Source organism: Vibrio sp. MACH09 (assembly GCF_033238805.1).
Taxonomy (GTDB): Bacteria; Pseudomonadota; Gammaproteobacteria; order Enterobacterales; family Vibrionaceae; genus Vibrio.
The window spans coordinates 1,277,642-1,303,948 of the sequence record NZ_BSFZ01000001.1; the positions used below are offsets into that span (position 1 = coordinate 1,277,642).

General features: G+C 40.0%; 21 protein-coding genes. 10 read left to right on the forward strand and 11 right to left on the reverse strand.

All coding sequences use genetic code 11. From position 1 onward, the window contains the following. Positions 1-114: 114 nt before the first annotated feature. The 3 genes from CHJ_RS05790 to CHJ_RS05800 all read right to left on the reverse strand — a co-directional run bounded on the left by CHJ_RS05790 (position 115) and on the right by CHJ_RS05800 (position 5,314). A complete protein-coding gene (locus tag CHJ_RS05790) occupies positions 115-3,060 on the reverse strand; it encodes a hypothetical protein (RefSeq protein WP_317917127.1) in 2,946 nt (981 codons plus the stop codon). Positions 3,061-3,247: 187 nt separating this feature from the next. Next, positions 3,248-4,555 (reverse strand): ATP-binding protein, encoded by a 1,308-nt coding sequence (locus CHJ_RS05795; RefSeq protein ID WP_317917128.1) that lies wholly within the window; start codon positions 4,553-4,555, stop codon positions 3,248-3,250. Between the two features lie 57 nt (positions 4,556-4,612). Next, positions 4,613-5,314, reverse strand: coding sequence for a response regulator (locus CHJ_RS05800; protein WP_317917129.1), 702 nt, complete (start codon positions 5,312-5,314; stop codon positions 4,613-4,615). Between the two features lie 321 nt (positions 5,315-5,635). On the opposite strand from CHJ_RS05800, the gene CHJ_RS05805 reads away from it, so the two are divergent. Together CHJ_RS05805 and CHJ_RS05810 are read left to right on the forward strand one after the other, a co-directional pair. Continuing rightward, the gene (locus CHJ_RS05805; protein ID WP_317917130.1) at positions 5,636-6,115 is read left to right on the forward strand and encodes a DUF3015 family protein; all 480 of its coding nucleotides are present in this window, start codon (positions 5,636-5,638) and stop codon (positions 6,113-6,115) included. Positions 6,116-6,136: 21 nt separating this feature from the next. Beyond that, the gene (locus tag CHJ_RS05810; RefSeq protein WP_317917131.1) at positions 6,137-8,080 is read left to right on the forward strand and encodes a DUF4105 domain-containing protein; all 1,944 of its coding nucleotides are present in this window, start codon (positions 6,137-6,139) and stop codon (positions 8,078-8,080) included. Here the strand turns inward: CHJ_RS05810 and CHJ_RS05815 are convergent. Next, on the reverse strand, positions 8,077-8,226 hold the full coding sequence (locus tag CHJ_RS05815) for a hypothetical protein (RefSeq protein WP_317917132.1): 150 nt from the start codon (positions 8,224-8,226) through the stop codon (positions 8,077-8,079). The two genes, CHJ_RS05810 and CHJ_RS05815, sit on opposite strands and share 4 nt — an antisense overlap. 22 nt (positions 8,227-8,248) lie before the next feature. On the opposite strand from CHJ_RS05815, the gene CHJ_RS05820 reads away from it, so the two are divergent. Further along, positions 8,249-9,610, forward strand: a complete 1,362-nt coding sequence (locus CHJ_RS05820; protein WP_317917133.1) for an MATE family efflux transporter — start codon at positions 8,249-8,251, stop codon at positions 9,608-9,610. An 89-nt stretch (positions 9,611-9,699) separates the two neighbouring features. Here CHJ_RS05820 and CHJ_RS05825 read toward each other — a convergent pair whose 3' ends face one another. Both CHJ_RS05825 and CHJ_RS05830 read right to left on the reverse strand, forming a co-directional pair. Further along, positions 9,700-10,134 (reverse strand): ankyrin repeat domain-containing protein, encoded by a 435-nt coding sequence (locus CHJ_RS05825; RefSeq protein ID WP_317917134.1) that lies wholly within the window; start codon positions 10,132-10,134, stop codon positions 9,700-9,702. A 339-nt stretch (positions 10,135-10,473) separates the two neighbouring features. Beyond that, entirely contained in the window at positions 10,474-11,367 is an 894-nt protein-coding gene (locus CHJ_RS05830; RefSeq protein ID WP_317917135.1) for a LysR family transcriptional regulator, read from the reverse strand. A gap of 167 nt (positions 11,368-11,534) precedes the next feature. Here CHJ_RS05830 and CHJ_RS05835 point away from each other — a divergent pair, with 167 nt between their 5' ends. Further along, positions 11,535-12,485 (forward strand): NAD(P)H-dependent oxidoreductase, encoded by a 951-nt coding sequence (locus CHJ_RS05835; protein WP_317917136.1) that lies wholly within the window; start codon positions 11,535-11,537, stop codon positions 12,483-12,485. Positions 12,486-12,636: 151 nt separating this feature from the next. Here the strand turns inward: CHJ_RS05835 and CHJ_RS05840 are convergent, their stop codons facing one another. Then, positions 12,637-13,410, reverse strand: a complete 774-nt coding sequence (locus tag CHJ_RS05840) for a helix-turn-helix domain-containing protein (RefSeq protein WP_317917137.1) — start codon at positions 13,408-13,410, stop codon at positions 12,637-12,639. A gap of 182 nt (positions 13,411-13,592) precedes the next feature. On the opposite strand from CHJ_RS05840, the gene CHJ_RS05845 reads away from it, so the two are divergent. The 4 genes from CHJ_RS05845 (at position 13,593) to CHJ_RS05860 (ending at position 19,369) form a co-directional block, all read left to right on the forward strand. After that, complete coding sequence (locus tag CHJ_RS05845) at positions 13,593-15,020, forward strand: Na+/H+ antiporter NhaC family protein (RefSeq protein WP_317917138.1); 1,428 nt, start codon at positions 13,593-13,595, stop codon at positions 15,018-15,020. A gap of 99 nt (positions 15,021-15,119) precedes the next feature. Next, positions 15,120-15,617, forward strand: coding sequence for an asparaginase domain-containing protein (locus CHJ_RS05850; protein WP_317917139.1), 498 nt, complete (start codon positions 15,120-15,122; stop codon positions 15,615-15,617). 441 nt (positions 15,618-16,058) lie between these two features. After that, the gene (gene aspA, locus CHJ_RS05855; RefSeq protein ID WP_317917140.1) at positions 16,059-17,477 is read left to right on the forward strand and encodes an aspartate ammonia-lyase; all 1,419 of its coding nucleotides are present in this window, start codon (positions 16,059-16,061) and stop codon (positions 17,475-17,477) included. A gap of 203 nt (positions 17,478-17,680) precedes the next feature. Beyond that, the gene (locus CHJ_RS05860; protein WP_317917141.1) at positions 17,681-19,369 is read left to right on the forward strand and encodes an NAD-dependent malic enzyme; all 1,689 of its coding nucleotides are present in this window, start codon (positions 17,681-17,683) and stop codon (positions 19,367-19,369) included. Positions 19,370-19,623: 254 nt separating this feature from the next. Here the strand turns inward: CHJ_RS05860 and CHJ_RS05865 are convergent, their stop codons facing one another. Both CHJ_RS05865 and CHJ_RS05870 read right to left on the reverse strand, forming a co-directional pair. Next, the gene (locus tag CHJ_RS05865) at positions 19,624-20,079 is read right to left on the reverse strand and encodes a nuclear transport factor 2 family protein (protein WP_317917142.1); all 456 of its coding nucleotides are present in this window, start codon (positions 20,077-20,079) and stop codon (positions 19,624-19,626) included. A 312-nt stretch (positions 20,080-20,391) separates the two neighbouring features. Then, positions 20,392-21,117, reverse strand: a complete 726-nt coding sequence (locus CHJ_RS05870; protein ID WP_317917143.1) for an IclR family transcriptional regulator — start codon at positions 21,115-21,117, stop codon at positions 20,392-20,394. A 244-nt stretch (positions 21,118-21,361) separates the two neighbouring features. Here CHJ_RS05870 and CHJ_RS05875 point away from each other — a divergent pair, with 244 nt between their 5' ends. Continuing rightward, positions 21,362-22,015 (forward strand): HAD-IA family hydrolase, encoded by a 654-nt coding sequence (locus CHJ_RS05875; protein WP_317917144.1) that lies wholly within the window; start codon positions 21,362-21,364, stop codon positions 22,013-22,015. Between the two features lie 93 nt (positions 22,016-22,108). Here CHJ_RS05875 and CHJ_RS05880 read toward each other — a convergent pair whose 3' ends face one another. Continuing rightward, a complete protein-coding gene (locus CHJ_RS05880) occupies positions 22,109-23,419 on the reverse strand; it encodes an MFS transporter (protein ID WP_317917145.1) in 1,311 nt (436 codons plus the stop codon). Positions 23,420-24,116: 697 nt separating this feature from the next. On the opposite strand from CHJ_RS05880, the gene galM reads away from it, so the two are divergent. Next, positions 24,117-25,172, forward strand: coding sequence for a galactose-1-epimerase (galM, locus tag CHJ_RS05885; RefSeq protein ID WP_317917146.1), 1,056 nt, complete (start codon positions 24,117-24,119; stop codon positions 25,170-25,172). 128 nt (positions 25,173-25,300) lie between these two features. On the opposite strand, the gene CHJ_RS05890 is transcribed toward galM, so the two are convergent. Then, complete coding sequence (locus CHJ_RS05890) at positions 25,301-26,077, reverse strand: DeoR/GlpR family DNA-binding transcription regulator (RefSeq protein WP_317917147.1); 777 nt, start codon at positions 26,075-26,077, stop codon at positions 25,301-25,303. Positions 26,078-26,307: the final 230 nt, after the last annotated feature.

Sequence of the window (26,307 nt, forward strand, 5' to 3'; positions counted from 1 at the left end):
CAATTAACCGATATCGGATTCTTACACACTGACAGGATCGTTCAATTGATCTTGTAATTAATGCCTTAACTGATCGGCATTAGCCCTAGGGCATCTTTTCTTTTGTCTTTTATGTTAGAAGTAACTTACCACGCTGACGTAAAACTTGTCTTTACCTAGCTTAGTATCAAAACCGTGTGCATAACCCATGGTTATTGGTAAGGTAAAGTTGTAGCCAAACTTGGCTTCCACTGTTATTGAAGCTCCCGCACTGGTTAACTGCTTTTTTGATTGTTTCTTGCTCCATGTAGCGCCAGAGTCAATGAAGAGAGAGCCAGAAATATCTCCAATGCCTATTGGGTTTAAGCCCCAGTTTCGTTCTACTCGGCCTAACCATGTGGTTACCGTTGCACGTTGAGTCATGTAACGGTTTCCAACTTGAGCAGATTCATCGTAGCCTCGTAACGCTTGTGTATCGCGGCCAAACAACGCGGTACTTTTACTAAGATCATTGCCACCTAACTTGAAGTGCTTAGCGTCGCTATCGGCATAACCTCCTGCCAAATGCAGTGTCGCGGTTGTTCTGCCAGGCAAATCCCATGTAGATGCCCATTGCCCTTGATATTTTTCACCACTGTAATCACTGTTAAGTAACTCATTTGTTTCTACCACAAAATCCAAATAGTGACCCCAACCAACACCGGGAGTGTTGACGTAGCTTTCACGGTTATCGAAGGTAAGCGCTAGGCCAGTCAGTGTTTGTTCTTTCTCAATATAGCGAGTTGTAGTCCCAAATTTTGGTGCTTTAACTTCGCTGTCTTTATCCCAAACTAATCCCGCATGTAAGCTCAAGTGATCTTCTAGTGCTGTAAAAATATGGTCTCGTTGTAGTCGCACTGTGTCGTCCTGCTCAATACGGTACGTCTCTTTACCTGCATTAGTAAATGTGGTGAACTCATGCTCGCGACTGGCTTGCAATAACCAGCGATTATCGTATTGATATGCGACATTGTAAGCCGCCAAGTCGTTTTTGAAGTCCCATGAACCACTTACTTGGTATTGGTGTCTTGCCAATGCATCAGAACCATTAGTCGTAATGCCTGTAAGGGTTTGCTGGTCATCCATCGTAATGATCGGTAACCAAGAACGTGGGCGTAGACTTGACCACGGGCTGTACTCTTTAGGTGTTGATTTAGCCGCAGGGCGTTCCACCGGATCAGGGTAGTTGAAGTTTGCTTGTGTTGATTTAATATCAAACTCCTTTAACGGTTTGGGTTCTTCAATGTTACGCAACGTATAGTTTTTCTGATCATACGATTGGTATACCAAACCCAGCTTGTCTTGCCACTTTGGCTCAAAGGCGCCACCCACTTCTTGAGTTAATTTTTTCACTTTGCCTGAGTTCAGCTCAAGAGAGTAAATGTTGTAAATACCGCCATAATCGGCGCTGTACATGACTCGATTATCAGACATAAATGTTGGTGAGTTTTCAGTCGCTTTGGAGTGTGTTAGCTGTGTCCAAAGTTTTGCGTTAGCTAGAGGTTTGATTTGCAATGAGGGCTTGGTTTGTGTGGTATTGATATCATCTAAGTTAAGACTTTCTAAATTCCAGCCTTGTTGCGGACGTTTTACGCTGGCAATAAGAGTCTTCCCGTCTGGAGAGACATCAAATGCGCCTAAAACTACATCAACATCCCCTTGCCATAGGCGTTCTGAGCTCTTTTGCATGCTAGTATCAACAAGCCACAACTCGCTTAAGCCATCTTGCTTTTTACTTGCAATAACATAGTGACCATTTTGGGACCAACTAACTTTTCTTAAGCGCTCTTGTTCGGTGAGCCTAGTCCAATTATTGTCTTTAAATAGATAAAGATCTGCGAGAACTCGACCGTTGGCATAAAGATTAAGTCGTGAAACCACTAAACCATTTTTCTCGTCATAATCCATGGCGATAATGTTTTTGGCGTGCTCTTGAGTTACCCAATTACTGTCGTGTTCTTGTTGAGGGGGAGATACCAGTTGCTTTATTGCGTTTCGATCTTCACCATTATTGACGTCAACAAGCAGACCTTGATTGCTTGTCGCGGTCACTTGCAAAAATGGTGTATTCAACAGGGCTTTACCACTGACTGCTTGATCGACCAGTTGTGTTAAATCACCGTCGAATTTGTCATTTAAATAGCTTTGAAAACCAGACCAGAGTTCATCAAAATCTTTGCCGTAGACTTTTTCTGCTGTGCTTTGTAGAACAAAGTAGGGCAGTACTTTTAAGCTGTACTCTTTTAAGAACAGTTGAAGTTTTTCTTCTCCATAGGTTTCGGCTAAGTACTGGGTAAAGTAAGCGCCGTACAAGTAGTTATAACCGTATGGCCATTTGCGTGAGGCTATGGCTGCTTCGTCTAGCTCTTTAAGATCTTTATTGGCCACTTCCATACGCATTTGCATGGCATAATTGCTGCCTTGTAAACGGCCATAACCACGTTCTTTATTGGTTTCTTGGTATACGGCTAGACCCTCAAGCATAAATGAAGGCGTTAAAGCGTGTGGAAACAGTAATGGGTTACGACCTAAGACATTTCTTAAACTTTTCACCAAGCCTTCACCCATTTCCATATGCATAATATGAGTGTATTCGTGGCGAATGAGCATGTGCATCCACTCGTCATTGGCTTCTAAGCTGTTTACATCTTCAGGTGGGCTCATGATCAAGCGAATTTGAGCAAATGGCAGTGGTGTTGCCCAGCCGTTTGAGTAATCGTAGTCGTCTACTAAGACAATTTCTGTTTTGTCAGATGGTGCGTAGCCGAAAAAGGGCTCAAGTTCTAGATGAACTTGCTCAGCGATATCTAATACACGATTGGCTTGCTCTTCATGACCTTGGCGAAAGTTAATGCTAAAGTGCTCTGTTTGTTGAGTGAGCCAAACATCGTCTTTTTGATCCCAAGCAACGGATTGAGAGTTAGCTGATATAGAGAATAATGTACTTAATATAAGTAAAGTATGGGTGATAAAAAATAGAGATAAGCGAACAAAACGATTGTTTGTTCTAATTCTATTTATTTGAGTGTGAATGACAGGCATCGGCGTATAAATGGTTATTTATGGTGTCTTTAATGTACGCTGTTTTATATTTTTGGCTATTAATCTTGTGTAACGAAATGTCGGCCTTTGTATTTGGTGAAAATATAAAACAATGACAAAGTTTTATATGTTAATAAAGCAATGTAAATAAGGCCGACCATTTTACTGTCGTTAATCAACAAATCAATTAACTCGTTTCTGGTTGCTGTGTTATAGGCATAGAGAACTGGAAGCTTGCCCCGCCGAGTTCACTGTGTCCTACCTCTACGCTTGCGTTGTGACAAAGCGCAATTTGTTTAACAATCGCAAGGCCTAAACCGTGTCCGGACTGCTTCTTGTTTCGAGATTCATTAGCACTATAAAAAGCATCAAACAGGAACGGCCAATGCTTTTCATCAACGCCTTCGCCATCATCGTTTACCGTTATCGATATAGAATCATTATCTTTGGATATTACTATTTGAATATGATTTTGTGCGTGTTTATAGGCATTTCTCACCAGATTATCTATGGCTCGTTTTAGCAACTTAATATCGGCTTCAATATATACAGTTTCAGTCGGTGGTGTAATGTCTAAATATGTCGATGTTTCTTTATTCCATCGTAAAACTTGCTTCTCTAACCATTGGTTTATATTAATCGATTGTACATTTAGTTCTGCATCTGGTCGTTCTACTCGGGCGTAATACAGCAGTTCTTCAACCATCTCTTCCATCTCTTCGCTATCTTCAATGATGCTGGCTACATAGCTTTGCTGTTCTGCCGAAAGTGTTGAGCTGTTGAGTATGTCCGCTTGCCATTGGATGCGAAAAATAGGGGTTCTGAGTTCATGAGCCACGGCGTTAGTCAGGGACCTATTACTGGTGATTAAACCAGACACTTTATCTGCCATGTAGTTGAAGCTTTGATTGAGCGTACCAACACGTTTATACCCTTTTACGGAGGCTCTGGCTGTAAAGTCACCACCGGCAAATAGGTAGGTGGTTTTTTCTAAAGCGCGCACTCGATAGCTAATAAGAGTAATGAAAGCAAAGCAGTACAAAGCAAAACCGGAAATGAAAGAGACGAATAATAGCCCCCCATCTAACATAATGCTCTTTCTTAGTGGATCTTCGTTATTCTCGTAAATACTAAAAATACTTGAACTGTCATTGATGTAGAACCAAATACCTCTAATGTCGTCGTCCTCAAAGAGCACTTTTCTGTCCGGCATTGAGAACGCTTCCTTCACGTACTTGGGTGCATCTACAAGCTCATAAACAGCCAATATATGTTTGGTTTTATCTGCGTAATTTTGTAGGTGTTCAACGGCAACCTCTATTCCTTGTGTATCAACAATAGTGTTTACCAAATCTTGTAGTGCTTCTGCTTTATGCTCTTCTAAAATATACTCATTATCGGGGGTTACTTTATTAATCATATAGTCCCAGCAACCAATCGCTAGAACAAAAAATATGATGACCCCGATAAAGGATTCTAAATATATTCGTCGCATTTCAACCCTTAGTTTGTTCAATACTTACCGTTACAACTACAACTACAACTACAAAAACTAGTCCCACGCTTCTGGGATAAACAAATATCCTTTACCTCGCACCGTGACAATTTTTTTCGGTGGTATGGCATCATCGCCAAGTTTTTTCCTTAGGTTGACGATTCTGTTGTCAATTGAACGGTCAATACCATTGTATTCAATGCCTCGCAGGGCTCTTGTTAATACATCTCGAGATAACACTTCTTCATTAGAAGAGGCGAGCAGCCATAAAAGGTCAAACTCGCTATCTGTTATCACTACTTCTTGGCCAATATACTCACAGCGCCGCCTTGATTTATTTAAGATCAAGCTACCAAACTGTAGAATACTAGCATCGCTGTTGCTCACCGAGGCTTCCGATCTACGTAGTAGCATACGGATTCGGGCAAGCAGTACTCTTGGTTTTATCGGCTTTGTCACAAAGTCGTCTGCACCTATTTCTAAAGCGGCAACATGGTCAAAGTCGTCATCGCTTGCTGTTAGCATGAGAATCTTACCTTGATACTGGTTTCTTATCTGTCTGCAAATTGTCAGGCCATCCTGACCTGGCAACATAAGATCGAGTAGCACGATATCCGGATTATTTTCCAAAATTACTTTAGAAGCAGCACTTCCATCACTCACCACAAAGGTATTGAAGTTCTCTTTATCAAAATAAGTTTTTAGCATGAGTTGCAGTTTTGGATCGTCTTCTACAATAATCATTTTTTGCTTTAACATATTGATTTCTCTTTGTTATTTTTGGTAAGCGAACGAGTTGTATGTACTTTAATGTCATGGTATAGATTATGAGAAATAAAGGTAATGATAAAAATAATAGACATTCATATGAATGCATTCGCAAAAAAGTCAGCCATTAATAAATAAATTAGCCAACGAAAATTCAGGTCATTTTTAACAAGTTTACCTACATAATGTGTCATTAAACAAGCATATCCGGACACTCCGTTACATACCAATACACACTAATACATTTAGTGAGGCTATTATTGATGGCTGATTATTTGTCAGATGGATTTCCATTATTAGAGGTAGCAAAATATGAAAAAAAGTTTGTTTACGAGTTTGTTTGTTTTAGCCAGCCTTGCTTCACCAGTGCAAGCTGCAAACTTATATAAGGATTGTGGTCTTGGCCAATGGATAGCGGGAGGTACTTGGAATGGTGGATTGGCTATTACCACCAATGTCACGTGGGATTTAGGAACCACGGCAACCACCTCACATGTATCTAGCCCGGGTAGCTGTTCTGGTCCCTCTTTTGCCGCAGCTAAATTTATCAATGAAAGTTATCCGTCGTTAGAGCAAGAGACAGTTCAAGGAAGTGGAGAGCATTTGGTTGCAGTAATGGATATTTTGGGTTGTGAGCAATCGGTGCAACCTGCTGTGTCAAAGGCTATTCGCAGTGATTTTGCAGAACAAGTATCAAAAGCGAACTACTCGACTCTTGGTAATAGTGCGAAAGCAGAAAGTTATTACAACATTGTGATTAAGCACTCTAGCACCCAGTGTAATATTTCTTAAGCCAGAGTAATAAAAGCAGTAATGAAGACGCCATTTAACCTTTTAAGTTTGTTTATTCGATATTTACCTGTTCGATATTTATCAGCTAGATTTGCTTTTATCATTACTGCTTTACTATTTTGCGCTGTTTCGATGCTGTTTGTTTCAGGTATCGCTTACGCCGAAACGGTAAGTCATCGCCAATATCCAGATTTAAGCTCAGATCCTCAGTGGTTGAAACTGCTGCATTACCGCGGCAATAAAAGTGCTATTGAATCGCAATCGTTTTTCCTTTCCCCCAATGGTAATCACTCTCCTCAAGAGGAGTACCAATCTACGCTATTGGCGTTTTCTCAGGCTCAATCTATATCTTCTTCGGAAGCCAAGTCGAATATTCAGTGTCAATATCCGGCTCGTTATTTATGGCTAACACAGAAGCTAGCGACAGATTTTGGTTTGTCTTTAGAATCGTGTGGCGATTTCAATCGCTGGAAAGAAGAGAATCCAGCAGACAGTATTAGCTTGATATATGTAACCGGATACCTTGGTAATCCCGCCTCGTTTTTTGGCCATTTACTGATGAAGTTCAATCAGAAAAATGACGCGAATAAAGAGGTGGAGTTATTAGATGTGGGGATCAATTTTGGTGCAGATGCGGATCCTGATGATAACCCACTAAAATATGTTACCTATGGTCTGTTTGGTGGTTACAACGCCAGTTTTAGCAATACTAACTATTACCGACACACAAATACTTACGCTGAAAACGAACAACGAGAATTGTGGGAATATGAGTTAGATTTAACCGAGTGGGAAGTGTCGCTTTTACAGGCGCACTTGTGGGAGTTAAGAGACGCGGTATTCGATTACTATTTTTTGACAGAAAACTGTTCAACCGCCATGGCCTATTTTATCGGTATTGTGTTGGATGAATCGCTGCTGATTGAATACCAACCTTGGGATATGCCAATAAACGTCTTTAACCGCCTAACTATGGTGCTGCACCATAATAAGCCACTTGTGAAAGCTATCCATCAACGTCAATCAAAATACACCCGTATCCACCAAAAGTACCTGTTATTGTCAGAGGAAGAGCAGCGCTGGACGCTGGCCATTAATGACGATATCTCTGCGTTAAAGCAGTTCGATGATTCAATGTTATCCATGGAGTCTAGATCCAAAGTGTTGGATATTTTAACTGAGTACTCAGAGCTGATTATTGTTACAGAGAGCGGTGAAGAAGAGGTGAGTGCCGCTAAAGAGAATAAGCGGTTGTTGCTGTTGGCACGGTTAAGCTATGAACACGAACCTGTAGAGTGGTCGTTTGAGGTTGCACAGCCGCCGCATAAAGCGCAAATGCCAATAAATATTGGTACTGGTGTTGGCTATAGCGATGAGCAAGGCAGCTATGTCAGTCTTAGAGGCTACGCGGCTTATTATGATTTTTTGGCACTCGATACCGCAAGGTTCAAAGACTCTTCTATTACTGTGCTGGATACTGAAATTCGCAAAAGTGACGATAATTTGTGGATTAACAAAATTGAACTGTTCAACGTTGCGGCATTAAATACTAATGATGTAGATCTGTTTCCCAACGACCGCGTTGCGTGGCAGGTAAAAGCAACGGTAGAGCAGAAAGATTTGTCCTGTACGCACTGTCTTAGGCCTAAATTGGGTGGTTTTGTCGGCTTCGCAAGTAAGTGGCAAAAGGATCTGTCCGTCTATTTTATGACTGGGGCGGAGTTAGATGCCGCCTATTTTGACGACTCTCAACTGCAAGTTCCTCTGGGTATGCTTTATACCAGCTCATTTGGTTGGAAAACACATTTACAAATTACACCCGTTTGGTCTCACGCTAGTAACCGTGTCGATCTAGACTACCAGTGGAGTAATAGAGTTAGTATTAATAACAACTCGGACATAAGAGTAAACCTCACTCATCAAATTACTACCGAGTTGGCGATGTATTACAATTACTATTTTTAAGTTTTGTTGTAAATCCATGCAATAACCGATTCAATTAAGAAGCTGGTTAGGCAAAAGAGTTCATTATTGTGTATTTGTACAATAATGAATTGCCAAATACTGTCTTTATCTGTTGCTACTTGTTGAGAGATAATCGCATTTGTCATATTGACTTATCTGGATCTCTCTATGCCGGTTTTACCTGCAACACTGTCTTTAATTCTAAATCGTACTTTGCCATTAACTATTGGCGTATTTGCCATTATGTTGGTGCAACTAGTTGATACTATTTTTATAGGGCAATTGGGTGTAGACCAATTGGCAGTGCAAGGGATTACTCTGCCTTTTTATACGGTCATTATCGGTTTTCAGGTCGGAATGGGCGTTGCTGCGACCTGTATTATCTCTCGTGCGATTGGCAACAAAAATCAACAAGAAGCTACCGTAACCGCATTTATTGCTGTGGTGTATGGCATCGCCCTAATCGCGGCAGTTTGTTTGTTGCTATGGTTTTTAAAATCGGTGGTATTTTCGCTATTTATTTCTAGTGAAATAAGCGCGGAACAACTCTCTAACCTACAAAGTACTTATCTTAGTTATTGGCCGATTTGGTTATGCAGCTCTACGTTGGGTGCGTTGCTTTACCTTATTTCTGCGGTCTATCGTGCCAATGATGACACCAAAACTCCCGGCATGATGCTTGTTGTGGCCAGTATGATAAACCTTGTTCTGGATCCTATATTTATATTTGTTATGGGTTGGGGTATTAATGGTGCCGCTTTGGCGACCAGTACCGCATTTTTTATCTGCATAGGGTATTTATTGTCTGAGGCCAGAAGTAAAAACTGGTTTAGTGTGGCGAGGTTCTCTGCAGGCCATCTAGGTTACATTTTTCAATTATTTAAAATGGCTGCGGTGACCACCGTTAATCAGATATTGCCTTCGGTAAGTGCTGTTTTGGGTATGTATTTAATCTCCAGTTTAGGTACCGACGCCATCGCGTTTTGGAGCTTGATGATGCGGATAGAAACCTTTATTTTGGTTCTCTCATTATCGCTAACCATGTCGATTCCACCTATTGTTGCTCGCTATTTAGGGGAAGGAAGTCTTGATCGTATTCCTGAACTGCTGAGTGTAACTGCTAAATTTTTACTGGGTTTTCATCTGGTTATCGCGATTATTATTGCGTCAAGCTCTCATCTGCTTGCACCCCTGCTTAGTGATGTCCCTGAGCTAAACAGCAAGATGGCGTTTGCGTTGTTGGTCATTCCATTTAGCTATGGCCCATTGGGGTTATGTATGGTTGTGGTCTCTGCTTTTAATGCGTTAGGTCTACCAAAAAGAGCGGCAACCATCTCTTTTGTTCGGTTGTTTATTTTTTACATTCCAGCCATCTGGCTAGGCACGCAAGGTGGCAACATAACGTATATAGTTATTGCCGCCATGGGCGCTAACCTTCTTGCAGGGGGAAATGCGTGGTGGATGCTAAGACGACACTTTCGTTTTACCATAGAGAAAGAGCATGTTGTAGGGATCTACCGGTCATCTTGATGACTTATTACGGCTATTAGGTGTTTTGTAATTGGTTGATAATAAAACGGACAGTCTGCTGTTTAATAGACAGCTGTCCGAGGGCGTTGTTACTGATTTAATAGGAAAGAAACGATGTTGTCTCTTCCTTCTTTTTGCGCTTTTTCTAAAGGTGTATTGCCGTCTAAACCTTCAATGGTCGCATCGCCCCCATTGGCAATTAATATTTTTAGAGCGGGCAAATTGTTTGCCCATACAGCATCATGTAAAGGGGTATAACCATTACTTGGGCCTACAGCGTTAACGTCGTATTCATTGTCGATCAGCAACTGCACAATACGCATGTTGTCTTGAAACATAGCCGCATGTAGAGCTGTGCCACCATAAGAGTCACGCTCATCGACATTAGGATTTGTTGCAAGTAGTTCGATAACTTTTTCTTCGTTACCGTGATAAGCCGCTAGGTGAATAGTGTCACTGCATAGTGCGCTAAAAGAGAAACCCAAAACAGAAATAAGCGCAGCTTGTGCAAAGTATTTTTTCATAATAATCCCTTTAATTCTTCATACATGACCTAAGCAAAACCTTCTTACCCCGCAATAAAAAATGGTGGTGTTGTAAGAGTAAAAGCATTGCCGTCGATAGAGTATTCGCGATCTTAAGACTGAGTATCAGCCAGTGTGTATTTCCAGACACAATTTAACTCCAAGTTCGTGGACTTTAAATAACCAAAAAGACACTATAGTTTTGTCTAAAAAGGCAATAATCATAGTGGGTTAGGTGTGAAGTCAGCAGATTGAAGCCAAGAATGCGTTGATTGGCACGAAGGGGGGAGTCGTCACGACATTAGTGGCTGAGTCAGGTGAGGAAAATATTAGAAAAATCTATTCGGCAACCAGCGCCTGCTTTAGCTTTTCGATTAACAGTTTCGTTCCTTTTGTGCTGGCTCGGTGGGGGTAAACCGCATAGACCGAGTTTTCTGGCGGCAGTTGTAAATCTGGCAGCAACTCCACTAAATCTCCGGACTTTAGGTGATCTTCTGCCATATAGTCGGCCACTAAACTATACGCATTTGCTGCCAAAGTAGCATTAAGAATAAGATCCGCGTCGTTGACAATAAAGTAGCCATTTAAGCTTCTCGTTACTAGCTCTTGTTGGTCATTAAAATATTGGATTTTATCGCGAAAATGATTTTTTCTCCGATAAAGTGAAGCGGGCAAGGGGAGTAACTCTTCTATAGAGCTGAATCCTCCATGTATATTTATGAATTCAGGGCTGGCGACCAGTTTAAGTTGTACATCTCTAAGCTTGGTGGCGATTAAGTTTGAGTCTTGAGGCTGCCACTGTCTAATTGCAACGTCATAGCCTTCTTTAATGATGTCACTTTTCCCATCGGTTACTTCCAGTTCAAAGACAACATCAGGGTACTGTTGCTGAATAGTGCGTATAGCTGGCTCAACAAATTTTCGACCAATGAAGGTTGGCGAAGTCACTCGAACCACCCCTTGAACTTTTTGTTGGTACTCATGAGGAATTTCGCTGACGTCATCTAATAGCGTCTTTATTTGACTCGCTTTGGCATAGATTTTCTCTCCAACTTCGGTAAGCGACATGGAGCGGGTTGAACGGTTGAGTAGTACTGCACCTAACTGGTTCTCTAGATTTTTTATTTGCTTTGTTACTCGTCCGGGATCGGTGTTGCGTAGTTTAGCTGCATTAACAAAGCTTCCTTGATCAACCACATCTAAAAAGACTAATAACTGTTTGCTGTCATTCATTGCTTATTCTGCCACTAGACAAGGGGGGCATCTAGCATAGCAAGAAAAGCCTCATAAACCATTATATTATTGCCGAAGATGACAAGAGTGTATTGGTTTTATGATGGTTTTTTTCATGATAACTATTATTTATTATCACCGAATTAACCAATCACGAGGTGTATTCGATGAGTAAGGTAGTAGTAATTTCTGGTCACCCAGATTTAGAGCAGTCTCATACCAATAAAGTCATTTTGCGGGAGTTAGAAAAGAGTATAGATGGTGTTGATATACGTCGACTGGACGATTTATATCCTGATTATCAAATAGATATTGAGAAAGAACAGGCGGCGCTGTTGAAAGCGGACGCGATTGTATTTCAGTTCCCTTATTATTGGTATTCAGTGCCTGCTTTGCTTAAAAAGTGGATTGATGATGTATTTGCGTTTAATTTTGCATTTGGTCCCGAGGGTGACAAGCTTAAAGGCAAGCAGTTTATTCTCTCCTTAACCATTGGTGGCCCAGAAGATTCCTATCGTCCTCTTGGTTATAACCACTTCACTGTTGAACAGACACTTCATCCACTAGAACAACTAGCCTATTTGTCGAACATGAACTATCAGAAGCCTGTTTACACTCATGGCATGGTTTATGTTCCGGGTGTCTATAATAAATTAGAAGATGTACAAGCAAAAGCTCAGGAGCATGCTTCGCGTTTGGTTAAGCAAATTGGTGCTTCGCTTCACTCTGCTGAAAGTCAAATCAATCAATTTGTGCGCAAATGGTTCCAGCAGTTCGATCTACTGCCAGAAGATGACTCGTTTTTTGTTAAGCAGTTAGAGGATGATGTTGTGTTAGACATGATTGAAGGCGAGTTCACTGGTCATGCGGGATTCCGTGATTGGTATGGCGATATCCGTAAGTTGTTTAAGCCAAACTGTGTTCATGACGTGCGGCAAGTGCAAATTAATGATAAAGACAACGGCAAATATGGTATCGATCTACGGATACAGCTAACGGCTGAGACTTTTACTGGTGAAGTTGTCGATATTTTGGTGAACGAAGAGTGGACGGTTAGTCTAGCCAGCAATAGTGATATTTCTATAAAGCAGTATCAAGTTAAATTAGTGAATTCCTAAGCCCTTCTTTTATCGTCTCTATTGTTATTTCGAGCAGATAAAGAGGCGAGAAAGGTAATTAATAAAGGTGTTACCGAGAGATGGGGTGGCACTTTGTTTTTAACAGCCCGAGAGGATAATTTGTTATTTTAATCTATTTAAAAATAACAAATTATACGGCAGGAGGCGTTAGCTTACGTTTTATATTTTTGGGGATTAGATCTGAGTCAGGATCATATAAAAAACAGCTTTTAAGAGAGCTTTTCAAACTCACATCTGAACCAATGTACTCTAATACAATGTCCCTTGTTAACGGTTTACGGCTACTGTTCGCTGCAACTCCAATGATGCTTCCTTCAAGCGTGCTTACTTTTTGTTTAAAACTTGGGTAGAGCACTATTTCGACTACTTCATTATTGGTCAGGCTTTCATAGTCGACCATAAATATTCGTTCATTTAAAAACAGAGCTAATCCTTTGTAATAGCAGTAACTGATCTGTCCACGCTCTTCTTTATCGGCAAGTCTTTCAAATCGTTCATAATAGACTGAATTTCCTACGCTTTTTATACACACTAAGCCTTTTAAAATATGCTCTGGTGAAGACATTGAATAGTAGTATTCGTAATAATAACCAAGGTACTTATTAAGATTAGATGCGCTTTTTTCATTTAGTGTTGTTAATGCAGATTCAACAAGGGAAAACTCATTGCTTGATGTTTTATTATCGAAACTATAATTAGTTTCAAATTCTTTTCGGGGGAGATTTAATTGCGATTCAGTGACATTAAAATAGTCACATATTCGTTTCAGGTTATAACCTCTAGGGTAGTTATCACCCCTTAAATAGCGATTAAACTGTTGACGATTTATTGATAAATCACGACATACGCTAGCGATCGAAGGGTGAAATGAACATAGAAACTTTAAATTGTGACCTAGCCCCATTTCAATTTTACTCGCAAAAAACCATAGAAAACGTAACGTTACATAAGCCCCTTCGTAAAGTGAAGCACTTTGTGATTACGGTTTATTTTATGTGCGTTACTTCGCGAAATTTCTCAAAATTTAATTATGTGATGAACTGTTTAGGACCTTACAACTGCAAGTCAAAATATAAGAGAAATAATATGAATACAAAAGATAAGTTGGAATTTTACGGGGGGCCATGGGTCTCATTTTTGCCAATTATGATATTTGTTGTTGTCGCAATTTACGTTGCTACTAGTATGGCATCTGCAACAATAGAAGGAATGTGGGTAGGTGCAATCATAGGTTTATTAGTTAGCTTTATTGTTGCTAAAGACAAAGCGATATTCGGTAAAACAGTTCTTAAAGGTATGAGAGCGGAAACTGCAATTGCTCCGGTAGCATGTTGGATTTTTGCTGGTATTTTTGCAACAGTTCTTAGAGACTCAGGATTAGTCGATGGGATTCTATGGGCTGCATATCATACTGGAACATCTGGCACGACTTTTATTATTATTACTTTTTTTGCTAGTGCATTATTCGCCACAGCGGCAGGAACTGGATTTGGCACCATCACAGCAGGTATGGGGATGCTATATCCTGCTGGCGTATTGTTAGGCGCCGATCCTCTAGTACTTGCTGGAGCCATTGTTGGCGGTGGTGCGTTTGGTGATAATTTAGCTCCTATCTCCGATACAACAATTTCAGCTGCAACATCTCAAAATACAGATATAGGTGGGGTTGTTAAACACCGAGTTCGATATATAGTCCCAGCAGCTATTATGACAGTAGTAACAATGTTGGTTCTTGCAACATCTAGTGATGCTGTTTCAACACCGGTTCCACAAGAACGTATTGCTGAAATGATGGACCCTCGTGGACTGTGGATGCTTATACCTGCTATCGCAACTATCTATACTGCAATTAAAAAAGGCGATATTGTGTTTGCCACCATTATCGGCATTTTACTGGGCTCGGTCGTTTCTGTGGTGACTGGGTTAAATACAGTTGATAACATCATTTCGGTAGAAAATGGCTTACTTCTTCGTGGTGTTTCTGGTTGGATGGCTGACTTATGTATCTTGGTTGTACTATTGTCTGCTGGTATTCAGATGATGTTAGATGGTGGTGGTAGTCAACGATTACTAGAGACATTTAAGAACATAAAATCTGCACGTGCGTATGAGTTTATTTCAGGAATGTTGGCTCTGATCTTATCAGCATTAATGAGTATTAATGCCCCAGCAATTTTAGCTGTGGGTTTATCGTTTGCTAAGCCAATGGGTGAGAAGTTTGGTGTTCATCCTCATCGACGTGCAAATGTTATTGGCAACCTAGCTTGTACACTTGTTTATTCTCTACCTTGGTCAGCTGCATTGTTGTTAGCCGCAAGTTTGTCACAACAAGCAGCAGCAAGTTTTGAAGGTGTTCCAGGTCTTTCTCCTTTGGAGCTTACACCTTACGTGTTATATGCATGGTTCTTACTATTGGTCATGATGTTCGCGATTATCACCGGTTGGGGATGCGAGTATACAGATAAAGTAACGGACTCTGATAAAGCAGAAGATGAAATAGTATTAGAACGATAATACTTATAATTAGTTTATTGCTCTTTTAATGAAGAGCAATATTAGATTCAAACTATTTTTAGTTGCCTACAGATGATTAAAGAGATTGAAGGCTGAGTAATGAAGAATAATATAAAAAAAGTACAATTGGTTCTCACTGGTGGAACGATCGACTCCTATTATGATACTGAAAAATGCACAACGACCCCCAACTCAAAAAGCGTTCTCGGGGCGTTTTTGGAAAAGTACGCACGAGTAGGAAGTTCAAAAATCGATATTACTGAAGTATGTATGAAAGACAGCCGTGATGTTACGACAGAAGACATAAATGATGTTTATCAAGCAATCATGCAAAGTGAGCTCTCAGGCCACGTTGTCACTCATGGCACATTTACAATGTTTTCTAGTGCGCGACATTTACAAACTTTGTTAGCAGAAGATCATGGCCAAGTTATCGTGTTTACTGGATCAATGCTTCCACTTGAAGGTTTTTCTCCCAACGATGCCGGTTTTAACCTAGGTTCAGCAATAATGGCAGCGCAGTATGTAGAACCGGGGGTATATATTGCATTTGATGGCCAACTCTATGCGCCTGAAGATATGGAAAACTTACATTAAATTATGCGGATCGAGCTCTATTCACTGTTTGTGTTCGATAGAGTTCAATCATTTATACTTATATGGAAAAAACCGCTTGGTTTCTATATTTAGTATTTGAAATTTACCATGCATATATTGTTATAAGAGTATGCAATATATGCATGATGATGCCAGCTAATTTATGTTTATGTTTATGATTACTGGGTATTTGTTATGTTCATTATAGAAAATAAATACTAATAACTATTTTTTGGTTAGTGACTATTTGTTTTTTATGTTTGAAATGTATTTTCTGTATCTTTGTATTGTTTTATTCAGGGCGAATCTAATTATTATACTTCCTGTTATTATCGGGTGGTTTATTTTTTCTGTCGAGTTAGATAAAGGTTTTTGCATTATTAACATAAATTGATCCTTATGGTCGATTTGTGAATTATTACTATCATGGGGTTTAGAATTATGAAAAATGTTCGTGTTGAAGAAGATCTTTTAGGCGAATTAGAAGTTCCTGCTGATGCTTATTATGGTATCCACTCTTTAAGAGCTAAAAATAACTTTAATATTTCGAATGTCACCGTTTCTGATGTGCCTGAATTTGTTCGTGGCATGGTTATGACAAAAAAAGCAGCGGCTTTAGCAAACAGAGATTTGGGTGTTCTCCCGGTAGATGTTTCAAATGCAATCATCAGAGCCTGTGATGATATTTTAATTGAAGGAAAAGGGATGGATAGCTTCATCTCTGACATTTACCAAGGTGGCGCTGGTACGTCAATTAATATGAATACCAATGAAGTGATTGCCAATATTGCTCTTGAGCATATGGGTAAAGAACTCGGTAGCTATGACACTATTAATCCCAATGATCATGTTAATAAAAGCCAGTCTACTAACTGTGCGTATCCGACAGGTTTTCGTATTGCATTGTACAGTTCGCTACAAAAACTATGCGAGAAAATAGCTCAGGTTGCCGATGCGTTTGAGCGCAAATCTTTTCAATACAAAGATGTATTAAAAATGGGTAGAACTCAACTTCAAGACGCAGTACCAATGACCGTTGGCAGTGAGTTTTTAGGTTTTGCGGTTTTATTACGGGAAGAGATTAAGAACATTAACTATAGCGCTGAGCTCTTACTGGAATTGAACCTTGGTGCAACTGCTATTGGTACAGGGCTGAATGCAGTTGAAGGCTACCAAGAAACCGCAGTTAGTTACTTAACAGTGATCAGTGGCTATTCGTGTAAACCAGCGGAGAACTTGATCGAAGCGACAAGTGATTGTGGTGCTTATGTAATGGTTCATAGTACGCTGAAACGTTTAGCAGTTAAGTTATCTAAGGTAAGTAATGATTTAAGGCTGTTGTCGTCTGGTCCTCGTACGGGTTTAAATGAAATCAACTTACCTGAGCTTCAAGCGGGTTCTTCAATAATGCCTGCTAAAGTGAACCCAGTTATTCCTGAAGTTGTAAACCAGGTCTGTTTTAAAGTATTTGGTAATGATACGACGGTTACGTTTGCTGCGGAAGCGGGCCAGTTACAGTTAAATGTGATGGAACCCGTTATTGCTCAAGCTATGTTTGAGTCGATTGAGCTGCTTGGTAACGCCTGTATTGCTCTTGATGAGAAATGTGTATCCGGTATCACTGTGAATAAAAAAGTATGTGAAGATTTTGTACACAATTCGATAGGTATTATCACTTACTTAAACCCATATATCGGCCACCATGAGGGCGACGTAATTGGTAAGATATGCGCAGAGACAGGCAAGAGTGTTAAAGAAGTGGTATTGGAAAGAGGCTTACTGAATAGAGAAGAGCTAGATAATATCTTATCTGTAGAGAATTTGATTTCTCCTAAATATACTGCTGAACGCTTTAAATAGAAGTAATGAAAAGAAAGTAATCTATACTAAATAAGCGATTAGATAAAGTAACTAATACAATTAAATAAGTAATGATGCGTGACAAGGAGTGTCGATTTCTTATTGATAGTATTTAACTTTTAATTGTTCTCTTTGTTAAGATTAGACTCTGTTAAATATCAATTACATTGCTTATCAATTAGATATTATATCAAGTGATAAATATGAATAACAAACAATTGCCGTACTACGTCTCGCAGGCAGGATCTTCCCTGCTTGAAACTCCAGTTCTAAATAAGGGTAGTGCTTTTACCTTACAAGAGAGGAAATCATTTAATTTAAATGGTTTACTTCCTGAAGCGATTGAAACCATAGAAGAGCAAGTCGAGAGAGCATACTTGCAGTATCAAGAGTTTGAAGGTGATATGACAAAACATATCTACCTAAGAACGATTCAAGATACCAATGAAACTCTGTTCTATTCGCTTATCCAAAATCATTTAAGCGAAATGATGCCGATTATATATACCCCAACTGTCGGGGCCGCTTGTGAGAATTTTTCAAGTATATATAGAAGAGCCAGAGGATTAATTGTTTCCTATCCTAATATCGATTGCATAGACGACATATTGAATAATGTAGCCAATAAAGATGTGAGAATTATTGTCGTTACTGATGGTGAGCGTATTTTGGGTTTAGGTGATCAGGGTATTGGCGGCATGGGGATCCCTATTGGCAAACTTTCTCTATACACGGCCTGTGGTGGGATTAATCCATCAAATACGCTTGCTGTAGTGCTCGATGTTGGTACAGACAACCCTAGGTTACTATCTGATCCTATGTATATGGGATGGAGACATCCTCGTATTCGTGGAGAAGAGTACGATATATTTGTTAGTCAGTTTATACAGGGGGTAAAAGGAAGCTGGCCTGATGCCTTGATTCAATTTGAAGATTTTGCACAAAGAAACGCAATGCCGCTATTACAAAAATATCAGAATGAAGTGTGCTGTTTTAACGATGATATTCAGGGTACAGCTGCGGTCACCGTTGGTACTTTGCTCGCTGCCTGTAGCGCCTCCGGTGAGATGCTACGTGATCAGACCATTACCTTTCTTGGTGCAGGATCCGCCGGCTGTGGTATTGCGGAGGCAATTATTGCCCAAATGGTGGCTGAAGGTTTGACGGACCAAGAAGCGAGACAAAGAGTCTTTATGGTTGACCGCTGGGGGTTGCTGACCAATGGCATGCCTAACTTAAGAGATTTTCAAGCAAAACTGGTTCAGCAAAAACAGGACTTGACGGGTTGGGACATCGAGAGCCCATCAATATCACTTTTAGATGTTGTCGTTAATGCAAAACCAACGGTATTGGTAGGAGTGTCTGGGCAACCCGGTCTATTTACCGAAGAGATCATAAAGAAGATGCACCAGAACTGTACTCGTCCAATTGTGTTTCCATTATCAAACCCGACAAGCCGTGTTGAAGCGACCCCAGAAGATATCCTCAACTGGACTAATGGTGAAGCTTTGGTAGCAACAGGTAGTCCATTTGAGCCAGTTAAAGTCGCAGACAAGGTTATTGACATTGCGCAGTGTAACAACAGCTATATATTTCCCGGTATTGGTTTAGGGGTATTGGCTGTAGGAGCTAAGCGTGTTACCAAGGAAATGTTGATGGAATCTAGTCGGGCTTTAGCAGACTGCTCTCCCTTGCTAAAAGATAAGAATGGAGCAGTGCTTCCCCCATTAGAGGAGATTACTCAAGTTTCAAAACATATTGCTTTCGCTGTAGCAAAAAAAGCGATGAAGCAAAAAGTCGCTCCAATGCGAACGGATGAAAGAGTTGCCGAAAAACTTGAAATGCAATTTTGGAAGCCTGTTTATAGAGAGTACAAGCGTTCTGCCTCATAAGAAAAATTATCTAAAGTAAATAATTAAAATATATGGATGTATGTATTTGTTCAATGATGCTCATTATTAATGAACAGGTAACAATACGGTATGCATGACTTAAAAATTCCTCCCTCAAGAAGTTTGTGGATTTTATGAAGTAACGTTATCTAAAGGTTTGGGAGTTAGTTGATAATTAATAATTGTCAGGACGACGAATTCAGCAGTAAATAATGTATTTACTGCTGAAAAGTGACGGATAAATAATAATTAAATTATTTCTGCTCTTTGCCACCAAGAATTAATAAAGTTGGTTTTTCATATAGCTTTGAAGCAATTGTTTGAACTTTGATGATGCCGTCTTCAACAAAGAAAGTATCAGTACCGTAAATCGCTTCTTTCTTTTCTGAAGGTGTAAAGTTCCAAGTAATGTAAATAGTGCGGTCATCAACAATGGCAGGGTCAATTGCGTTTGAACCATTGTCGAATCTGTGGAAGAGATATTCGAATACTTTACGAATTTCTTGTGGGCCTCTGAACATAACATTGTTTACGATCATAAGAGAGTTTTGGTCGTAGTGAACGGCGATTCCATCAAGGTCTCTTGCTACCCAAGCATCAATATGTTCTTGCCATACTTGCCCTGTTGGTGCTGTTTTTGCGGATGCAGAAAAAGCGGTCATACTGAATAGAAGTGCTGCTAACACTGCAAAATGTTTTCTAAATTTCATTGTAGGTTTCCTTTTTAGAGTTATTTTGTTGCTATCTCTTTAGCAGGTTCTATTAGATGTTTTTATCGAAAAGAAATAAACAAAAACAAGCGAAAAACGATATTTGTTTGATAATGTCAAACGAAAAAGTGTTCTATGGGTAATTAATATAATCGCTAAGGTTTATTAATAAAAAAATGGGCTGAAAAAATAAGGAGAGAATAATTGGAGTTAATGCTGATTATTGACGTTTTTATAATATGAACAGTTGATGAAAGGATAGAGGGTATGATTTATTCTCATATCTAGAAGTTTATCTTTAGCATGAAGAAATTATAGTTTGTTACATTCGTTAGACTGTTTTTTAAATATTGTGGCAAAGTGGGAGAGTCTTTCTGTGGTCAGCTCCTGAGTTGGACCGCTCATCCCGGCCGCAGCGACCAGTTTTCCATCTTTATAAAGTGGAATAGACATGCAACTCAAACCTTCTTGCGCTCCACCATGATCAATGGAGTACCCTTGCCCTACAATGGTATCCAATTTTTGCTCAATGGTGGTATCCAATTTTCCCGCTTTGCGCAGGCTTCGTCTTATGTCTTGTTCATCATCTAATGCAACAAATAACTTGCCAATGGCAGACGTGGTTAATCCTTCTCGTTTGCCTCGGGGGCTACGGATCGTTAGGGGGTTATTACCTTCAATCGCATCAATATAAATGTACTCTCGGGTGCCACATAAAACGGCCAAATACGCGGTTTGTCCTGTGGTCATTGCCATATAGCGGATGAGTGTGCTGTATTGAAGGCGCAAGTTATCATAGGTTTTCTCTAAAGAACGAGACAGCTCGCTAAGTCTTAGTCCAAGACGATATCCTTCAGGAGTATTACTGATATATCCCATTGCAGCCATGGTATTCAGCAATCCGTGCAGAGTCGTTTTGTTAATTGCCAGTTCTTCAGAAAGCTGTTGAAGGGGAACCGCACCACCACTGGCCGCCAGAGCTTCTAGGATAAGAAAGCTTCGTTCGACTGATTGTATTTTTTTGGTTTCGTTAATCATCTATCAACCTGATGGTTTGCAGTATTAAAAAGAGTTCTATTAATAATAATATGTCCTGCTATATAACGTTATTTTGACTATCTATTCCAGCATGTTTAGATGGATTTGATAGCTAGATCTAGTTGTTTGATATTGTCGAACTATAGGTTAGATGAGCTCTCAGTATTTTCATAATGAAATGATTGGTTTTTTATTATTTTTGTTTATTATTGAACGTAATTAAATATCAGTACTGAGGTGTACAATGCAATGTAAAGGGTTTTTGTTTGATTTAGATGGAACATTGGTTGATTCGAATGCTGCTGTTGATCGCTCATGGCAGAGTTGGTGTGAACGAAACAATATTGATTTTTTGCTTGCTGCAAAGGTATATCATGGCCGACCTGCGGGCGATACGATTAAGGAACTACTACAAGATGTTAGTGCAGAGAAAATTCAGCAAGAGATTTTATGGCTGCAAAATCAAGAAAGTACCGATGTAGAGGGAGTGGAAGCACTGCCGGGTGCGATCGCTTTTTTACAAAAAGCCAATGAGATGAGTATTCCATGGGCAATTGTTACCTCTGGGACATTACCTGTCGCTAGTGCACGAATCAAAGCTGCCGGTATACCAGCACCCTTGGTATTAATTACCCCTGAACGGGTGAAAAATGGTAAGCCAGATCCAGAACCTTTTATACGTGGGGCAAGTGAGTTGGGTCTAATGGCATCAGATTGCGTAGTATTTGAAGATGCGCCATCAGGTTTGAACGCTGGCAATGCATCGGGGGCAAAAACGGTAGCAGTATTAAGTCAGTTTGAACAAAACGAGTTACCAAGGGCAGATGGATATATTCGATCAATGGCGGAAATAACGGTAAATAAAACTAGTAATGGGGTGTTTGAGTTGAACGTCTAATTGTTCGATATGAGATAAGTAGAAAGAGGCTAGTGATGACCAGCCTCTTTTTAATGTTGTCGTTATTTACAACGGTATTGGAAACAGAGTGTTTTACTCAGCAGATGTTGCTACGCTTTTATTGTTTCTCTTTTTAACGATGTCGTATAACCAGATAATTGCGAAGATTGGCAGGATAACTAGAGGCACAACAGATACCGCTTGGAATGACTCAACTGATGCTACACGAGTCACTTCTTCCATCATTTCAGGTGATAAAGAAGCTAGTTTGTCTGCACCACCAGCTGCTTCTGCGCGGGCGGCATCAAAAATAGACCCCATTTGTGGAAGAACGAACTGAATTGAGAGACCGCCAGCGAAACCGAGTAAACCAAGTGCTAAAGCACCACCGTTAGGGAAACGCTCAGAGATGATTCCCTGCATTGTTGGCCACATGTAACATACACCGATGCCCCAAACCGTTGCAGCAAGGAATGCTGGAAGCGGAGAGTCAGCAAGGCTTAGCATGTAAAGACCACCCGCTGCAAAGACACAACTTATTGTCATCAGGCCAACAGAAGAGATGTGTTTGAATACTACGCCAGCGAAGTTACGCATAACAAACATTAGCGCACTTACGTAAACCAAAAGCAGAATCCCTTGCATACCAACAATGTTAGATAGTGCAACGTTTACCCATTGCCCCGGAGCAAGCTCTGATGCTGCTGTTAGGAACATACAGCCCCAGAATACCCAGAATAGAGGACGACGGATGAGTTCAAGCACCATATCTTTGTAGCTTACACCGTTAGCAACACGTTCCGTTACAGGGAACTCAGTCGCTAGTGTCCATTTGATCATCAACAGTGCCGGAAGGAAAAGTAGAGATAAGTTAAGCTGCCAAGGAAGACCCATGCCACTAAATAGAACACCAGCCAATCCACCTACAACGATACCGGCAGGCCACCATGAATGAAGAACGTTTAGTCTATGTGCTTTTTCTTCTGGGAAAAGCGCTGCAATCATTGGATTCGATGCAGCTTCTACTGCACCCCAACCGAGGCCGGTTAACAATAAACTACACCAAACGATATAAACAGACATATCAGAAACCGGCATTACCGCGGCAGCAAGTAGACCCGCAGTACTGGCAATATAACCAAAAGCAGAGCAAAGTAGCATGCGTTTCATGCCCATCCAGTCAACCATAGCACTACCGAACAGTAGTGTAAGAGCAAAGCCTGTGAAGGTTGCCCCTAATGCTTCACCAACCATTGAAGCCGAGCTTAGAATGTCGATCTTGTCGTAAATATCCGCTTGTAGATCCGGTGCGATGTTAGCTCGAACGGCGAAACCTAAACCTATCATAAAGATAGACAGGTTACCGATTCTAAACAGTAACTTTTTATCAAGTTCTTTAGTCATAATCCATTTCCTAATTAGTAGGGTAATTAATGTTTCTAAGGGTTGCTGTTATTCCCCTGTGTAAGCAGCAACGCCATTAAGTTGTAAAATTCTCAACATCATTGGTCGTTAAAAGTGTTAGCTAAAAGAGCGATATGTAGTTAAGAATTTTTGTTTCGAAAATAACATACACCTAGTTTTTGATTTGAAAAACTAAACTTTTGTGTGTTTGTGTTATCCGTCATGTTTTTTCAATGCAAAAATACTTTTTAGGGTTAAAGCGTGATCTAGAACACTTTATTGCCAGAACAATAAGGTTGTAGCGAGGGTGATGTGATGATTTTTCTGTTGTTCACTAAGCTCTTATGTGTATTTTCCTTTTCTTTTTATTATTAAATACAATTAGTTAAAATTAATTTTTTTGTTGTTATGACCGCGACTAGTGTGTCAGAAGCAATAGTAGCGAACAGGCTTTTATATCGAAATAAATATGAAACTGAATCGATAAAGATACCTTGCGGAACTGAGCGTTTAGCTTGTTTAATTCAGAAAAGAAGGATCGTTATCAAAAATATTTAAAAACTGTATTTTCGAAATGAAATTAAAAAGATACCATCATCACCAAGATAAAAACATAAGGTCATCGTCTTCAATCGTGTGATTTATTGAACGGATACCGGTAAGACGAAAGGCGATAACAAGCTCAGAAGAGGGAATAATGGCAGTTAACTTGATGCAATCAATGACACAGGATCCAGCCTATGATGGTGAACGGGCTAATGTGATCGAACTTAGCAATAGTAGTGGGATGAAAGTGACCTTTATGGATATAGGTGCGACTTGGCTCAGTTGTAGACTACCTATTAACGATAAAGAGCACGAGGTCATACTTGGTGTTTCTAACATGGCCGATTTTGAAAGTCACACGACGTACCTTGGTGCAACGGTCGGTCGTTTTGCCAATAGAATTGCTGGTGGCCGATTTACTATTGGTGAAGAGAGTTACCAAGTATTAATCAATCAGGGTGACAATGTGCTGCACGGTGGCCCTGAAGGATTCAACAAAAGACGCTGGAGTATCGACAAACTAAGTGATGCTAGTGTCTGTTTCTCGTTACTGTCGCCAGATAATGATCAAGGGTTTCCCGGTAATCTAGCAGTCACAGTGACGTATACACTAACGGAATCAAATGAACTTACCATTCGCTATACTGCAAAAACAGATAAAGCGACGCCGGTTAACTTAACAAATCACGCATATTTCAATTTAGAGGATGCAGAACAAGGGAGTGACTGTCGTAATCATAAGTTAGCTATTGCAGCGGATTTCTATTTACCGATAGATGCACAGGGAATACCTTTGGGCCGTTTCGTGTCCGTAGAAGAAACTAGCTTTGATTTTAGAAATCAGAAAGCCGTGTCTCGTGATTTCTTAAGCGATGAACAGCAACGAGCTGCGAAAGGTTATGATCACTGTTATATCTTTACACCTGTGAGAGACCTTAAAGAGCCGGTGGCAGTACTGACAAATAGTGATTGTTCGATCAAAATGAGCGTCTATACTGACAAACCTGCCATGCAGTTTTATACGGGTAATTGGAACGGAGGAACACCGAGACGTTTGGTGGGTGAGTACTGTGATTATTCCGCAATTGCTCTAGAAACGCAGTTGTTACCAGATGCTCCTAACCACCCTGAATGGCCAACTCCTTGTTCGATTCTACAACCTAGCGATTGCTATCAATATCAAACCTCGTATAAATTTGAGTTTTAGTTACTAACTAACAAACTGATAAAAAAAGCTGGCTAACCTTAGGAGGTTGTGCCAGCTTTTGTCGCCTTTAGTGGTCAATGCTTGGCTTGAGCTGTGACTAAATCATAATGAGACTGAAAAATACCCAGCTAGGCCATAATCACTTTATCGACTTCACCAGTCAGGTTTTCGTAATCAAATTTAGATATTTCACTATCAACAACAACGGTATCAATATCTTTTAAATCAGCAAACTTGGCGAAAGAATCTTTATTAAACTTTGTCGAATCCAGCAGCAATACTTTCTTGGTGGCAGAATTTATCATTTCAGCTTTTAGGTGTGCAGTTTCCGTGTGGAACGTGGTTAACCCGTTATCAAAGCTCAGTGATGAAGTGGCAAGAAACAGCTTATCGAACTTATATTTACTTAGTTCAGAGGTCGCTGTGCCGCCATAGCTGTAGTGAAACCCTTTACGGATTTTTCCACCTAATACGTTAACGTCAAATTCACTTTTGCTTTCAAGTAATTTTGCGATTTCGAAATCATTGGTGAAAATTCTCAGTCGTTTAATATCAGAGTTTGTCAGAATACGCGCCAGAGCAGCGGTACTGGTTCCGGTATCGATGAGTATGGAGTCTTCTTCTTCAATTAACTCAACCGCTTTAAATGCGACTTTGATCTTTTTGTCTTCGTTTTCCCTTTCATTAAGGAATTTTTCATGGGCTATATCAGACTTAAGGATCGCGCCACCATGGGTACGGATGACATCTCCCGCTTTTTCAAGCTCGGTTAAATCGGTACGGATCGTCGCAGTTGTAACATCAAAATACTGCGCTAACTCATTCACGCTGACACTTATTTTCTCTTTTATTAAGCCGAGGATTTGCTGTTTACGCTGTTCCCCGTACATCACCTTTTTAGACATGTTGTTCAGACCTCAATTAATTAACTCGTTCTACATCTATTTTTATTTGTTTTCATTATATGAGTGCAACTTGCAGATTACAACCAATTAAAAAATAAGGTTTTAAAACAAAATGAAAAGCATGAATACGAAAAATCAATGTATTTCAACGAGATCAGCAAGTGATACTCAAATGTTGGCTTTATAACGCCTTTTACTGCTCCTATTTCGTTGTCTATTTGCAAATTACA